The sequence below is a fragment of the Frateuria sp. genome, from assembly GCF_035944355.1.
Taxonomy (GTDB): domain Bacteria; phylum Pseudomonadota; class Gammaproteobacteria; order Xanthomonadales; family Rhodanobacteraceae; genus Frateuria_A.
The window spans coordinates 86,986-101,090 of the sequence record NZ_DASZBH010000016.1; the positions used below are offsets into that span (position 1 = coordinate 86,986).

At 67.5% G+C, this 14,105-nt stretch carries 12 protein-coding genes; 5 read left to right on the forward strand and 7 right to left on the reverse strand.

Annotated features, from left to right (window positions below; translation table 11 throughout):
- Window positions 1–265: 265 nt before the first annotated feature.
- The 4 genes from gyrB to dnaA form a co-directional block, all read right to left on the reverse strand.
- Entirely contained in the window at window positions 266–2,680 is a 2,415-nt protein-coding gene (gene gyrB, locus VGU03_RS13335; RefSeq protein ID WP_327481295.1) for a DNA topoisomerase (ATP-hydrolyzing) subunit B, read from the reverse strand.
- A gap of 64 nt (window positions 2,681–2,744) precedes the next feature.
- Window positions 2,745–3,824, reverse strand: coding sequence for a DNA replication/repair protein RecF (recF, locus tag VGU03_RS13340; protein ID WP_327481297.1), 1,080 nt, complete (start codon window positions 3,822–3,824; stop codon window positions 2,745–2,747).
- Between the two features lie 84 nt (window positions 3,825–3,908).
- Window positions 3,909–5,009: a DNA polymerase III subunit beta gene (gene dnaN, locus VGU03_RS13345; RefSeq protein WP_327481300.1), complete on the reverse strand. Its 1,101-nt coding sequence runs from the start codon at window positions 5,007–5,009 to the stop codon at window positions 3,909–3,911.
- Window positions 5,010–5,237: 228 nt separating this feature from the next.
- Complete coding sequence (gene dnaA / locus VGU03_RS13350; protein ID WP_327481302.1) at window positions 5,238–6,569, reverse strand: chromosomal replication initiator protein DnaA; 1,332 nt, start codon at window positions 6,567–6,569, stop codon at window positions 5,238–5,240.
- Window positions 6,570–6,750: 181 nt separating this feature from the next.
- On the opposite strand from dnaA, the gene rpmH reads away from it, so the two are divergent.
- The 4 genes from rpmH (at window position 6,751) to mnmE (ending at window position 10,417) form a co-directional block, all read left to right on the forward strand.
- Window positions 6,751–6,885, forward strand: coding sequence for a 50S ribosomal protein L34 (rpmH, locus tag VGU03_RS13355; protein ID WP_007510029.1), 135 nt, complete (start codon window positions 6,751–6,753; stop codon window positions 6,883–6,885).
- Between the two features lie 14 nt (window positions 6,886–6,899).
- Window positions 6,900–7,277: a ribonuclease P protein component gene (gene rnpA / locus VGU03_RS13360; protein WP_327481304.1), complete on the forward strand. Its 378-nt coding sequence runs from the start codon at window positions 6,900–6,902 to the stop codon at window positions 7,275–7,277.
- 61 nt (window positions 7,278–7,338) lie between these two features.
- Window positions 7,339–9,027, forward strand: coding sequence for a membrane protein insertase YidC (yidC, locus tag VGU03_RS13365; RefSeq protein WP_327481306.1), 1,689 nt, complete (start codon window positions 7,339–7,341; stop codon window positions 9,025–9,027).
- A 46-nt stretch (window positions 9,028–9,073) separates the two neighbouring features.
- A complete protein-coding gene (gene mnmE / locus VGU03_RS13370; RefSeq protein WP_327481308.1) occupies window positions 9,074–10,417 on the forward strand; it encodes a tRNA uridine-5-carboxymethylaminomethyl(34) synthesis GTPase MnmE in 1,344 nt (447 codons plus the stop codon).
- Window positions 10,418–10,444: 27 nt separating this feature from the next.
- Here the strand turns inward: mnmE and rbsK are convergent, their stop codons facing one another.
- Window positions 10,445–11,335, reverse strand: a complete 891-nt coding sequence (gene rbsK / locus VGU03_RS13375) for a ribokinase (RefSeq protein ID WP_327481309.1) — start codon at window positions 11,333–11,335, stop codon at window positions 10,445–10,447.
- Between the two features lie 116 nt (window positions 11,336–11,451).
- Between rbsK and VGU03_RS13380 the strand changes: the two genes are divergently transcribed.
- Window positions 11,452–12,078, forward strand: a complete 627-nt coding sequence (locus VGU03_RS13380; protein WP_327481310.1) for a cation transporter — start codon at window positions 11,452–11,454, stop codon at window positions 12,076–12,078.
- Between the two features lie 20 nt (window positions 12,079–12,098).
- Here VGU03_RS13380 and VGU03_RS13385 read toward each other — a convergent pair whose 3' ends face one another.
- Window positions 12,099–12,713, reverse strand: a complete 615-nt coding sequence (locus VGU03_RS13385) for a hypothetical protein (RefSeq protein ID WP_327481312.1) — start codon at window positions 12,711–12,713, stop codon at window positions 12,099–12,101.
- Window positions 12,714–12,749: 36 nt separating this feature from the next.
- On the reverse strand, window positions 12,750–14,087 hold the full coding sequence (hslU, locus tag VGU03_RS13390; RefSeq protein ID WP_327481314.1) for an ATP-dependent protease ATPase subunit HslU: 1,338 nt from the start codon (window positions 14,085–14,087) through the stop codon (window positions 12,750–12,752).
- Window positions 14,088–14,105 lie beyond the last annotated feature (18 nt).

Genomic DNA, 14,105 nt, shown 5'->3' on the forward strand with positions numbered 1-14,105 from the left:
CACAAATCGTGCGGGGGATCGCTGAGCGTAACCCGAGCAGGCAGGCGATAACAAGTCGCACTGCCGCATGGAAGGTTAAGCCAAATCAATAAGTTGCAAACAGATTGCCGCGCCCGGTGAAAATTTTTTGGCAAAGCCGCGTCACGACTGCCAATGCAGGTTCCCGTGATGGGCCCGTAGGCAAGCGATGGGTCGTTCGCGCGTAGCGGCGCCGGATACGCTCGGGCAAGGGGGTGGGTCGCCGCCCATGGGCGGCGACCTGCGCTCAGATATCCAGGTTGGCGACTTTGAGCGCGTTGGCTTCGATGAAGTCGCGCCGCGGCTCGACGGCTTCGCCCATCAGCATCGAGAACATCTGGTCGGCGGCGAAGGCATCCTCGATGCCCACTTGCAGCATGCGGCGGGTCTCCGGGTTGACCGTGGTTTCCCAGAGTTGCTCGGGATTCATTTCGCCCAGACCCTTGAAGCGCTGGATGCTGCGGCCCTTCTTGGCCTCCTCCAGCAGCCAGCTGCGCGCTTCGGCGAAGCCGCCGACACCCCGCGAAGCATTGCCGCGGCGGACCACCGCGCCCTGCTGGACCAGTCCAGCCAACTGCTGGCTCGCCTGCTGGATCGGACGGAACTCGGCGCCCGCGAAGAAGGGCTGCGGCAACAACAGCGTGTGGCTGAGGCCGTGCTGCTCGCGTACCACCTCGATCGCCGCCGGTTGCGTTTCGCCCGCCGGGCGCAGCGCCAGCCGGTAGCGCGGCTTGCCCAGGCCGCTGGCGGCCAGGCGGTGCGCCACGCCATCCAGCCAGGCCTGCATGGCCGCGGCATCGCTCCAAAGCTGCGGCGTCATCGGCGGATGCTCCAGCAGGGCGGTGAGCACGCTGGTATCGAAGCGGTGGCCCAGCCGCTCGATCTGGTCGAGCGCCACCTGGTAATCGCGCAGCAGCTTCTCCAGCGCCTGGCCGGTAACCGGCGGCGCGTGCGGGTCGGTGACCAGCTCGGCGTTGTCCACGGCACTGGAAATCAGATAGGCGTTCAGGGCCGCATCGTCCTTCAGGTACAGCTCCTGCTTGCCCTGCTTGAGCTTGTAGAGCGGCGGCAGGCCGATGTAGACGTGGCCGCGCTCGATCAGCTCGGGCATCTGACGGTAGAAGAAGGTCAACAGCAGCGTACGGATGTGCGAACCGTCCACGTCCGCGTCGGTCATGATGATGATGTGGTGGTAGCGCAGCTTGTCGGGGTTGTAATCCTCCTTGCCGATGCCGGTGCCCAGCGCGGTGATCAGCGTGCCGACCTCCGCCGAGGACAGCATCTTGTCGAAGCGCGCCTTTTCCACGTTGAGGATCTTGCCCTTCAGCGGCAACACGGCCTGCGTCTTGCGGTTGCGACCCTGCTTGGCCGAGCCGCCGGCCGAATCACCCTCGACCAGGAACAGTTCGCACAGCGCCGGGTCCTTCTCCTGGCAATCGGCCAGCTTGCCGGGCAACCCGGCGATGTCCAGCGCACCCTTGCGGCGGGTCATCTCGCGCGCCTTGCGCGCGGCCTCGCGGGCGCGCGCCGCGTCGACCACCTTGGAGGCGATCGCCTTGGCTTCGTTGGGGTGCTCCAACAGGAACTCGCCCAACTTTTCGTTGACCGCCTGCTCCACCGCCGTCTTGACCTCGGAGGAAACCAGCTTGTCCTTGGTCTGGGACGAGAACTTGGGATCGGGCACCTTCACCGACAGCACGGCGATCAGGCCTTCGCGCATGTCGTCGCCGGACAGCGCGACCTTGGCGTTTTTGGCCAGGCCTTCCTTCTCGATGTAGTTCTGCAGCGAGCGGGTCAGCGCCGCACGGAAGCCGGTCAGATGGGTGCCGCCGTCGCGCTGGGGGATGTTGTTGGTGAAGCAGAACATCGTCTCGTTGTACGAGTCGGTCCACTGCATCGCCAGTTCCACCGTGATGCCGTCCTGCTCGGCCGACAGGCTGATCACATTGGGATGCAGCGCAGTCTTGAGCTGCGCCAGGTGCTGCACGAAGGAGCGGATGCCGCCCTCATAGGCGTAGGTGTCGTGGCGCCCCTCGCCGCGCTCGTCGACCAAGTCGATGGTGACGCCGGAGTTGAGGAAGGCCAGCTCACGCAGGCGCTTGGCCAGGATGTCGTAATGGAACTCGATGTTGGTGAAGGTTTCCGGGCTCGGCAGGAAGCGAACGGTGGTGCCACGCCGACTGGAAACCCCCGCTTCCTTCAACGGATACAGCGGCTCGCCCAGCGAGTATTCCTGCTGGTATTCCTTGCCATCGCGACAGATGGTCAGCCACAGGTGGGACGACAGTGCGTTCACCACCGAAACGCCTACGCCGTGCAGGCCACCCGACACCTTGTACGAGTTGGCGTCGAACTTGCCGCCGGCATGCAGTACGGTCATCACCACTTCGGCGGTGGAGCGCCCTTCTTCCGGATGGATGTCGACCGGAATGCCGCGGCCGTTGTCGCTGACGCTGACCGAGCCGTCGTCCAGGATGGTGACCGTCACATGGTCGCAGTAACCGGCCAAGGCCTCATCGATCGCATTGTCGACCACCTCGAACACCATGTGGTGCAGGCCGGTGCCGTCATCCGTGTCGCCGATGTACATGCCCGGGCGCTTGCGCACCGCTTCCAGGCCTTTCAAAACCTTGATGTTGCTCGAATCGTAGGATGCGTTCATGCCCTGCCCATTGCGGCGCCGCCCGCGTTCCGGCAGGAGCCGGCGCGGAAAAGCCATCGCGCGATTATAGCAGAGGGCGGATTTGGCCCTGTTCCACGTGGAACAGCCGGTGGGAGCGTGGTTGCAAGGGGAGCGGGCACTCCGTGCCGGTGATCAAGACCTGGGCGCCCACCGAGGTCAGGCGGTCGACCACCGCCGACTGATGGTCCAGATCGAGCTCGGACGCCAGATCATCCAGGCAGACCACGGGCCAATCGCCCCGGCAAGTCGCGTGCAGTTGCGCCTGTGCCAGGACACAGGCGAGTGCGGTCAGCTTCTCCTGCCCCCGCGACAGATGTTCACGCAGGGGCGCCCGTTCGAACGAGAGCGACCAATCAGCCCGATGAGGACCCGCCGTGGTGTGGGTTCGGGCCAGATCCCTCCCCCGCTGCTCTGCCAGCACACTGGACAGCGAAACATCATCGGCCCAGCCTCGGCGGTAACGGAGGCTCAGCGACCCCAGTTCGGGGAGCAGGTTGCTGGCGCTGTCGGCCAGCACGGGAAGCAACCGGTCAAGGTAGCTGCGGCGGTGATCGTCGATGATCGCGCCTGCCTCGCCCAGCTCCCGTTCCCAGGGTTCATAAAGCTCATGGGGGCCGGCCTCTCCTGTACGCAGTAAGGCATTGCGCTGCTTCAATGCGCGCTGGTATCGCCGCCAAGCGGTCAGAAAGCCGTGTTCCACGTGGAACACGCCCCAATCAAGAAAACGGCGCCGTTCCTCGGCAGCACCCGCGATCAAGGCGTGCGAGCCGGGCTCGAAGCAGACCACCGCGCAAGCCTGCACCAGCTGACCGAGCGGTACGTCGATGCCGTCCAGGCGCGCGTCCCAGCGCGGGCTGGACCGCCCCAGTCCCAACCGGTGGTAACCGCCACTCCCGTCCTGAACTTCGGCGAACACGGATACGGCGGTCTGGCCCCGCTGCATCAGAGCCTCGCGTGCCCCGCTCCGGAACGAGCGCCCGTGCGAGAGCAGATAGGCGGCTTCCAGCACGCTGGTCTTGCCTGCGCCGTTCGGACCCACGAACACATGGATGCCCTCATCCAGCGTCACGGTCACGTCGGTGAGGCAGCGCAGCCCCTGGATCCGCAGGCGCTCGAACTTCATGGGCCACCCCACAACGAACAACGCCGGAGCGTCTGCTGACGGCTCCGGCGTTGCGGGGCGACCCTAGGCCCTGCTTGCCTCACGTCAGAGGCGCAGCGGCATGATGACGTGGCGCGACTGGTCGTTGTCGTCTTCCTGCACTAGGCAGCTCGATTGCGCATCGCGCAGATTCAGGCGCGCGCGTTCGCCCTTCAACGCCGACAACGCGTCGAGTAGGTAACCCACGTTGAAGCCCACCGCCAGGTCGGACACGACCGTATCGGCCTCGACTTCCTCGACCGCCTCTTCCTGCTCAGGATTGTGCGCCACGATGCGCAACTTGCCCGGCGAAAGCTCCAGCTTCACGCCGCGATACTTCTCGTTGGAAAGGATGGCCGCGCGTTGCAACGCGCCGCGCAGCACTTCGCGATCCAGCGTGGCGCGCTTGTCCGCGCCCAACGGGATCACCGCCTCGTAATCGGGAAAGCGGCCGTCGATCAGCTTGGAGGTGAACACCACCTCGCCGCGGCGGACGCGCAGGTGATTGCGGCCGAACTCCAGCTCCACCTGGCCGTCCCCGGTCTCGAACAGACCGACCAGCTCGTTGACGCCCTTGCGCGGGATGATGATCTGGCGGCGCGCGGCGACCTTGCTTTCGAGCTTGGTTTCCTTCAAGGCCAGCCGATGGCCGTCGGTTGCCACGCAGCGCAGCGTGTGTTCCTGCAGATCCAGCAGCATGCCGTTCAAGTAGTAGCGCACGTCCTGGTTGGCCATGGCGAAGGCCGTGCGCTCCATCAGGTCACGCAATACTTCTTCGGGCAAGCTCACGCGCTCGACCAGCTCGATCTCGTCGATGGTCGGAAACTCGCTGGCCGGCAGCGTCGCCAGGGTGAAGCGGCTGCGGCCCGCGGTCATCGCCACACGGTCCCCGTTGAGCTTGAGGTCGATACGCACGCCATCGGGAAGCGCGCGCACGATGTCGAACAGCTTGCGTGCCGGGATGGTGATCTCGCCGTCGCCCGCCTGGTCGACTGGGGCAGCAGCGATCATCTCCACCTCGAGGTCCGTGCCGGTCAGCGACACGCGACCATCGCCCACCCTGACCAGCAGATTGGCGAGCACCGGCAGGGTCTGTCGCCGCTCGACCACGCCCACGACCTGCTGCAGCGGCTTGAGCAAAGCTTCTCGTTGGATGCTGAATTGCATGTGTGGGCTTCCCCTGGCTGTTGCTCTGTTTTTTAAAAGAAAGCTGGTAGTGGTTGTAGATGCGGTGGATAACTTGAATCCACCAAATTAAGCTTCAAAATCAAAAGCTTGCGGCATTCCTGCGATGTGCTTAACCGGGCTCGCTCGCTGTGGGCCGATTGTGGATAAATCCGCGGCTCAAAGCATCCACCTATTATCCACAGCTTGGGCCACCCCTTTTCAAGCGGTTTACCCCGTCAACACGCGGATCAGCTGTTCCCAGTCCTGCCGCATGCGCGCATCGGTTTCGCACAGCTTGCGGATCGTGCGGCAGGCGTGCAGCACCGTGGTGTGGTCGCGCCCGCCGAACGCCTCGCCGATCTCCGGCAGGCTGTGCTCGGTCAGTTCCTTGGACAACGCCATCGCGATCTGGCGTGGCCTTGCCAGCGAACGCACGCGCCGCTTGGACAGCAGGTCCTGCAGCCGCACGTTGAAGTACTCGGCGGTGATCTTCTGGATATTGGGCACCGTCACGGCCTGCGCGTGGGTGGCCAGCAGGTCGCGCAGGGTTTCCTCGGCGAAGTCGGTGGTGATCGGCTTGCCGTAGAAGTTGGCGCGCGCGGCCAGGGTGTTCAACGCCCCTTCCAGGTCGCGCACGTTGGAGCGGATGCGCTTGGCCAGCAGCATCGCCACGTTCTCGCTCACCGCCACGCCCTTGTCGTGCGCCTTGGACAAAAGAATCGCCGCGCGCGTCTCGAAATCCGGCGGCTCGATCGCCACCGACAGACCCCAGCCCAAGCGGGATTTCAGCCGCGGCTCCAGCTTGTCCACTTCCTTGGGGTAGCGGTCGCAGGTCAGGATGATCTGCTGCTTGGACTCGAACAGCGCGTTGAAGGTGTGGAAGAACTCCTCCTGCGTGGTGTCCTTGCCGGCGAAGAACTGGATGTCGTCGATCAGCAGCGCGTCCACCGAGCGGAAGCGCTGCTTGAACTGGTCCATGTTCTTGGTGCGCAACGCCTCGATCATGGCGCCGACGAACTGCTCCGAGCGCAGGTACAACACCTTGCAGCTGGCGTTGCGCTCGCGCATCAGGTTGCCGGCCGCGTGCATCAGATGGGTTTTTCCCAAGCCGGTGCCGCCGTAGAGCAGCAGCGGGTTGTAGGCGCGGCCCGGATTCATCGCCACCTGCATGGCGGCCGCCTTGCCCAGCTGGTTGGACTTGCCCTCGACGAAGGTCTCGAAGGTGTAGTGCGGATCGAGGTTGTGCGCGAAGGACGGCGCTGCGGCGGGCTCCGCTGCGGCGGCCGCCTTGCCCGCGGGCGGCCTTGCGGCGGCGCGGGGCGTACTCGAGCCCACGTCCAGGCGCACCACGCACGGGCGTCCGGCCAGCTGGGCGAGCACGGTCTCGATCCGTGGCAGGTAGCGTTCGCGGACGGTGTCGAGCGTGTACGGATTGGGCGCGAACAACTGCACCCCAGCGTCCTCCTCGCGCGCCTGCAGCGGCATCAGCCAGGTGTGCAGCTCCTCGGCGCTCAGCTCGCTTTCCAGGCGCTCAAGGCAGCGCCGCCACAGATCACTCATGGGATAGTTCTTGACCGACGAAGGGGCGCTTGCGCGCAGGGTGGACCGGCAAGTCTAGCAGCCAACCCCCAGCATATCCCCAGCGATGTCCACAGGCCGCATCAACGGCCGTTTGACAGCTAGCGCACGCAAGCCTCATAATTTCCAACCTTTTTATCGACTTTCTTCTGGAGCTACAGCCATGAAGCGGACCTTCCAGCCGAGCAAGCTCAAGCGCGCCCGCACCCACGGCTTCCGTGCCCGCATGGCGACCGCCGACGGCCGCAAGGTGCTCAACGCCCGTCGCGCCAAGGGTCGCAAGCGCCTGATCCCGTAAGCGGCGCGAGCGTCATGCCCGCCGGCCTGCCGCGCGATGCGCGGATCCGCCGCGCCGGCGACTTCGCCGCCTTGCGTCATGCCAGCGGCCGCCTCGGCGGCCGCTGTTTTTCTGTGCGCTATCGGCCCAACGGACTGGACCACGCCCGGCTGGGCCTGGCCATCTCCAAGCGCGTGTCCAAGCGCGCGGTCGAGCGCAACCGGATCAAGCGTCTGCTGCGCGAGTCGTTCCGGCGTGCCCGCGCGCAACTGCCGCCGGTGGACGTGGTGGTGATGGCGCGCGATGCCGCCGCCGGCCTGCCCGGCCACGAGCTCCTGGCCGAGATCGATGCGCTCTGGCGCAAGCTGCCGCCGTTGAAGCCCACCGAAGGCACCGGCACAATCGCGTGTTGACCTCCCCTTTGCCCTGTCCCTCCGCGGCTAGCGTCCGCGGCGCCACCGGAATTGCTCCGCGATGAACCAGACGCGCACGTTTCTCCTGTTTGCCCTGATGGCCGTGGCCTACCTGCTGTGGATGGCCTGGGAGAAGGATTACGCGCCGGCGCCTGCTGCCACCGCCCCGGTGGCGGCCAGCAGCACGAGCCTGCCGGCGGACAACTCCGTGCCGGGCGCGTCGTCGGCCGCCACACCGGCGATCGCCAGCGGCGCGCCGGCTACCGCGGTGGGCCAGCTGATCACCGTCAGCAACGATGTGCTGCGCCTGACCATCGACACCCGCGGCGGCAGCGTGGTGCGTGCGGAACTGCTGGCCTATCCGGCCGAGCCGGTCACCAAGAAGCATCCCAATCCGCCGCCGGTGCGCCTGCTGGACGACGCGGCGGCCGACTATTTCGTCGCGCAGAGCGGCCTGGTCAGCGCGGGCAGCCCGGCGCCTGACCATCGCGCGCTGTTCCAGTCGGTGCAGACCCATTACGAGCTGGCCAGCGGCCAGCCCGAACTCAAGGCCGAGCTGACCTGGCAGCAGGGTGGCGTCAAGGTCACCAAGAGCTACACCTTGAAGCGCGGCAGTTACGAAGTGGGCTTGAGCCAGCGCATCGACAACGCCGGCACCGCGCCGTGGCAGGGCAATGCCTACGAGCAGCTGCAGCGCGCGCCGCGCCCCGCGCACACCGGCTGGCTTCAGAACATGACCGACCCTTCGGCCGCCAGCTTCTTCGGCGCCGGCTGGTACAGTCCCGAAGACCATTTCAAGTCGCTCGCCTTCGACAAGTTCCAGAAGGACCCGCTGCGGCAGAGCTTCGCCGGCGGCTGGGCGGCGATGCTGCAGCACTATTTCTTCGCGGCCTGGATTCCGCCCGCGACACAGACCTCCAGCTACAGCACCGACGTGGTCAATGCCGGCGGCGCGCATCCCACCTACCTGATCCGCACCGTGGGCCCGACCCTCAGTGTGGCCCCGGGCCAGAGCGCCAGCAGCGAGGCGCGCCTGTACATCGGGCCCAAGCTCACCGGCACCCTCGATACCGTCGCTCCCGGACTGTCGCTGGCGACCAACTACGGCATGTTCACGGTGATCGCGCAGCCGATGCATGCGCTCTTGTCGTGGCTGGAGAAGATCAGCGGCAACTGGGGCGTGGCCATCATCCTGCTGGTGCTGATCATCAAGGGCCTGACCTGGAAGCTCACCGCCGCGCAGTACCGCTCCAGCGCCAAGATGCGCAAGCTGCAGCCGCGCGTGGCGGCGCTCAAGGAGCGCTTCGGCGACGACAAGCAGAAGATGCAGATGGCGATGATGGAGCTGTACAAGAAGGAGAAGGTCAACCCGATGACCGGCTGCTTCCCGGTGCTGATCACCATCCCGATCTTCTACGGCCTGTATGAAGTGCTGCGCGAAAGCGTGGAGCTGCGCCAGGCGCCGTTCGTCGGCTGGATCCACGACCTGTCGGCGCCCGATCCGTTCTTCGTGCTGCCGGCGCTGTACACGCTGGTCATGCTGGGCCAGCAGTACCTGATGCCGGCCACCGGCATGGATCCGGCCCAGGCGAAGATGATGAAGTTCATGCCGCTGGTGTTCGCGGTGCTGTTCGCCTTCTTCCCCGCCGGCCTGTGCCTGTACTACGTGGTCAACGGCATCACCGGCCTGGCCCAGCAGTGGTACATCACCCACCAGGTCGAGCAGGGCGACGCCAAGGCGAAGGCCTGATCGGGCGGTTCGCGGGCGCGCCAGGCGCGCCCGCTATGCTTCGCGCATGGCCGACAACGACACCATCGCCGCGATCGCCAGCGCCCCCGGCGCGGCGGGCGTGGGCGTGGTGCGCGTCTCCGGGCCGCAGGTGCCGGCCATCGCACGGGCCCTGCTCGGCGGACGCCGCCCGAAGCCGCGCTACGCGCACCTGGCGGCGTTCCAGGGCGACGACGGCGCGCTGATCGATCGCGGCCTGCTGCTGCACTTCCCCGCGCCGCATTCCTACACGGGCGAGCACGTGCTCGAGCTGCAGGGCCACGGCAGCGCCGTGCTGCTGGACCTGCTGCTGCGCCGCGTCTGCGCGCTGGGTGCGCGGCTGGCGCGGCCGGGCGAGTTCACCGAGCGGGCCTTCTTGAACGGCAAGCTGGACCTGGTCCAGGCCGAGGCCGTCGCAGACCTGGTCGCCGCCCGCTCCGAAGCCGGCGCCCGCGCCGCACTGCGTTCGCTCGACGGCGCCTTCTCGCAGCCCGTGCACGCCCTGCAGGACGCCCTGGTCGCGCTGCGCGTGCACGTGGAAGCGGCGATCGACTTTCCGGAAGAGGAGATCGACTTTCTCGCCGACCCGGCCATCGCCCGCCAACTGGAAGCCCTGCGCGCGCAGCTGGCCGGGCTGCTGGCCGAGACCCGCCGCGGCGTGCGCCTGACCGACGGCCTGAAGGTGGCCATCGTCGGCCGCCCCAACGTGGGCAAGTCCAGCCTGCTCAATGCGCTGGCGCAGAGCGACCGCGCCATCGTGACCCCGATCGCCGGCACCACCCGCGATGTGCTGCGTGAGACGGTCAGCCTGGACGGCGTGGTGCTGGAACTGGTCGACACCGCCGGCCTGCGCGATACGCAAGACACGGTCGAGCGCGAAGGCGTGCGACGTGCCCGCGGCGAACTGGCCGGCGCCGATCTCGCCCTGCTGGTCACCGATGCGGCCGGCGCCGAGGCCGACCTGGCCTTGCTGGCGGACCTGCCCGATACCGTCGCGCGGCTGGTGCTGGTCAACAAGATCGACCTGGACGCCGTGGCGTCGCATGCTGCCACGCGCGAAGGCGTGTGTTGGCTATGGGCTTCGGCCCGCACCGGCGAGGGCCTCGATGCGCTTCGCACGGAACTGAAGCAGCGCGCGGGCGCGGGCAGCGGCGAAGGCGCCTTCAGCGCCCGCCGGCGCCACGTGCTGGCGTTGCAGAGCGTGCAGGAGCACCTGGATCACGCAGCCGGCGTCCTGGCCGCCAGCCGCGCCGGAGAGCTGGCCGCCGAAGACCTGCGCCACGCCCAGCACGCGCTGGGTGAGATCACCGGCAGCTACACCAGCGACGACCTGCTGGGCGCCATCTTCGGCAGCTTCTGCATCGGCAAGTGAGCGTGCCGCGCGATCGCGGGCGAACAATCAACGGGCAAGCAAGGCGTCGAGCTCAGGCGCCCGCGGCATGCCCTGCTGTGCGCCCAGGCGGGTGACCGCCAGTGCGGCGGCGGCGCAGGCCTTGCGCACGGCCACAGGCAAGCCTTCGTGCAGGAACACGGCCAGCGCCGCGTTGAAGGTGTCGCCGGCACCGGTGCTGTCCACCGCCTTCACCCTGAAGGCCGGTTGGTGGGCCGGTTCGCCCTGCTCCCGGTACCAGGCGCCCTCGTGGCCGCGGGTGAGCACCACGGGGACGGGCGCACGGCGCATCAGCGCATGGAAGTCCTCGGCCGGATCGGCGCCGAGCAGGATCGCCAGTTCGTGCTGGTTGGGGGTCACGTAGCGCGCCTGCTGCAGCGAACCGGCCGGGAGCGGACGGGCCGGTGCCGGGTTGAGGATCACCGGCACGTCCAGGCATCGGCCCAGCCGCAAGGTGGCCTCGACCGTCTCCAGCGGAATCTCCATCTGCACCAGCACGGCATCCGCGCGGGCGAGGACGGGCCGGGCCGCTTCCACCTGCGCGGGCGTGACCTGCGCATTGGCAGCGGGTACCACGATGATCTGATTGTCGCCGCCGGCGACGGTGATCGAGGCGGTGCCGCTGGCCGCCTCGTCCAGGCGCCGCACGTGGTCGAGATTGACGCTTTCGCGAAGCAGGCCCGCGCGCAAAAGCTCGCCGAACGCATCGCCGCCGAGCGCGCCGACCAGCGCCACCTCGGCGCCGAGCCGCGCCGCCGCCACCGCCTGGTTGGCGCCCTTGCCGCCCGGCACGGTGACGAAGCCTTCGCCCAGCAGCGTTTCGCCTGGCTGGGGGAAGCGCGGCGCCTGGGTGACCAGGTCCATGTTGATGCTGCCGACGACGGCGATGCGGCGTGTCATGCGGTTCCCGCGCATTGGATCGGTGCCAAGCATAGCGGCCGGTGCCCAGGTGCCACGCCCGGGTCCGTCACGCCGGAGCTGGCACGATCCGTCTACCCAGGCCAGGAAAAATCCGCGTGCTGCGTTCCAGCGATCCGTCCGATCACGCGCTGCACCGCACGGTGCGATGGGTGGCGCTCGCCAACCTGGCCTACTTCGGCGTGGAATTCGCGGTGGCGCTGGCGATCGGTTCGGTCGCGCTGTTCGCCGACAGCATCGATTTCCTGGAAGACGCCTCGGTCAACCTGCTGATCTTCCTGGCGCTGGGCTGGAGCCTGCGTGCACGGGCAAGGGTCGGCATGGCACTGGCCGGCATCCTGCTGCTGCCGGCGCTGGCGCTGCTGTGGGCGCTCTGGCAGAAGCTGCAGGCGCCGGTGCCGCCAGCCGCGGTGCCGCTGTCGCTCACCGGGTCGGGCGCGCTGGCGGTCAACCTGGCCTGCGCGCTGGCACTGGCGCGGTACCGGCACCATGCCGGCAGCCTCACCCGCGCGGCGTTCCTGTCGGCGCGCAACGATGCATTCGCCAACGTAGCGATCATCGTCGCCGGCGGGCTTACCGCCTGGATGCGGTCGGTGTGGCCGGACGTGGCGGTCGGACTGGCTATCGCGGCGATGAACGCGGACGCGGCGCGCGAGGTCTGGACAGCCGCGCGCGGGGAACACCACGAATCAAGGGACGGGCGCGCGTCAAGGGGCGGGCCCTAGGAACGGGTGGCCCGCGGCGGTCAGTGCGCCCGGCCGATGCCCGAATCGCCCTGCTCCAGCGGCGGCGGCGCGCCGGCGACGGCCAGCAGCGCCTGCGCGTAGCCGTCTTCCATGCTGATGGTGGAAACCTCGTCCCAGGCGAAGAAGGAGGCCTCGCGCAGCCATTCGGCGTCGGGGCTGATTTCCTGCAGGGTGAAGCCGTCCTCTTCCACGTCGACCAGCCGGCCGATGTAGCAGACCTCGGCTTCGTCCTCGCTGTCCACGTGCACGCCGATCACCGGCGCGAGCTTGCCGGCGGCCTGGACCACCTCGCGGATCGAGTCGAGCGGAAAGCCGCGCGGCGTGCGCGGCAGCAGCTGCTTGTGCTTGAGCGCCTTCTCCATGAAGACGTGGTGCTTGTCCGGCGTCTCCAGCTCGGACACGTCGCGGTGGCGCATCACGTACATGCCGTCGTAGGTGATGCCGTCGCCGACCACCCACAACAGAAAGAACTCGCGGCCCACGCCGCCCACGTAGCCGCAGAAGCTGCCGTGCTCGAGCTCGGCGCGCCACAGCCGGATCAGCGACTGCTGCTGCTGCGCTTCGCGCAGCTGCGCGCGCTGGCCGGTGGTTTTGAGTTCAATGACCTTGCCCATGACAGGAATTTTACCAGAGGGGTCCGGATGGCTTGTTCAGAGGATGTAACGGCTCAAGTCCTGGTCCTTCACGAGAGAATCCAGGCTCTTGTCCACCTGATCGGAGTCGATCAGGTATTTTTCGCCGGACTTGTCCGCGGCCTCGAACGAGATCCTTTCCAGCAGCCGCTCCATCACCGTGTGCAGGCGGCGGGCGCCGATGTTCTCGGTGCGCTCGTTCACCTGGCAGGCGACCTCGGCCAGCCGGTCGATGCCCGAATCGGTGAACTCGATGGTCACCCCTTCGGTGCCCAACAGCGCCACGTACTGCTTGGTCAGCGCGTTGTGCGGCTCGCGCAGGATGCGCTTGAAGTCGTCCACCGACAGCGCGGAGAGCTCCACGCGGATCGGCAATCGTCCCTGCAGCTCGGGGATCAGATCCGACGGCTTGGACAGCGAAAATGCGCCGGAAGCGATGAACAGCATGTGGTCGGTCTTGATCGGGCCGTACTTGGTCGACACGGTGGAGCCTTCCACCAGCGGCAGCAGGTCGCGCTGCACGCCCTCGCGCGACACGCCGGCGCCGCCCCATTCGGAGCGCTGCGCCACCTTGTCGATCTCGTCGATGAAGACGATGCCGTTCTGCTCGGCGGCCTCGACCGCCTGCGCGCGGACTTCCTCTTCGTTGAGCAGCTTGCCGGCCTCCTCCTCGATCAGCAACGGACGGGCCGCCTTGATCGTGAGCTTGCGCTGCTGCGTGCGCGCCCCGCCGATGTTCTGGAACATCTGGCGCAGCTGCGCGCCCATCTCCTCCATGCCCGGCGGCGACATGATCTCAACGCCCACGTTCATGGCGAAGTCCAGCTCGATCTCGCGATCATCGAGCGCGCCCTCGCGCAGCTGCTTGCGCAGCTTCTGGCGGGTGTCGGTGTCGGGCGCGGCGACGGTCAGGTCGTGCGACCAGTCGGTGGCGGTCTGCCGGCGCGGCAGCAGCGCATCCAGGATGCGGTCCTCGGCGCGGTCTTCGGCCTGGCTGCGCACGCGCTTGACCGCCTGGTCGCGGGTGAGCTTGTAGGCCACGTCCGCCAGGTCGCGGATGATCGACTCGACGTCCTTGCCGACGTAGCCAACCTCGGTGAACTTGGTCGCCTCCACCTTGACGAAGGGCGCGTTGGCCAGCGTGGCCAGGCGCCGTGCGATCTCGGTCTTGCCCACGCCGGTGGGGCCGATCATCAGGATGTTCTTGGGCGTGACCTCGTTGCGCATCTCCGGATCGAGCTGCATGCGCCGCCAGCGGTTGCGCAGCGCGATGGCGACGGCGCGCTTGGCGTCGTTCTGGCCGACGATGTAGCGGTCCAGTTCGTTGACGATTTCGCGGGGAGTGAGTTCGCTCATGGGGTAACCGGATAGGGA

What these genes read in the sequence shown, in the direction of transcription:
- dnaN (WP_327481300.1), bottom strand. Translation starts at nt 5,009, where the DNA reads ATGCAATTCAGCATCCAACGAGAAGCTTTGCTCAAGCCGCTGCAGCAG.
- hslU (WP_327481314.1), bottom strand. Translation starts at nt 14,087, where the DNA reads ATGAGCGAACTCACTCCCCGCGAAATCGTCAACGAACTGGACCGCTAC.
- rbsK (WP_327481309.1), bottom strand. Translation starts at nt 11,335, where the DNA reads ATGACACGCCGCATCGCCGTCGTCGGCAGCATCAACATGGACCTGGTC.
- VGU03_RS13385 (WP_327481312.1), bottom strand. Translation starts at nt 12,713, where the DNA reads ATGGGCAAGGTCATTGAACTCAAAACCACCGGCCAGCGCGCGCAGCTG.
- mnmE (WP_327481308.1), top strand. Translation starts at nt 9,074, where the DNA reads ATGGCCGACAACGACACCATCGCCGCGATCGCCAGCGCCCCCGGCGCG.
- dnaA (WP_327481302.1), bottom strand. Translation starts at nt 6,569, where the DNA reads ATGAGTGATCTGTGGCGGCGCTGCCTTGAGCGCCTGGAAAGCGAGCTG.
- gyrB (WP_327481295.1), bottom strand. Translation starts at nt 2,680, where the DNA reads ATGAACGCATCCTACGATTCGAGCAACATCAAGGTTTTGAAAGGCCTG.
- recF (WP_327481297.1), bottom strand. Translation starts at nt 3,824, where the DNA reads ATGAAGTTCGAGCGCCTGCGGATCCAGGGGCTGCGCTGCCTCACCGAC.
- rpmH (WP_007510029.1), top strand. Translation starts at nt 6,751, where the DNA reads ATGAAGCGGACCTTCCAGCCGAGCAAGCTCAAGCGCGCCCGCACCCAC.
- rnpA (WP_327481304.1), top strand. Translation starts at nt 6,900, where the DNA reads ATGCCCGCCGGCCTGCCGCGCGATGCGCGGATCCGCCGCGCCGGCGAC.
- yidC (WP_327481306.1), top strand. Translation starts at nt 7,339, where the DNA reads ATGAACCAGACGCGCACGTTTCTCCTGTTTGCCCTGATGGCCGTGGCC.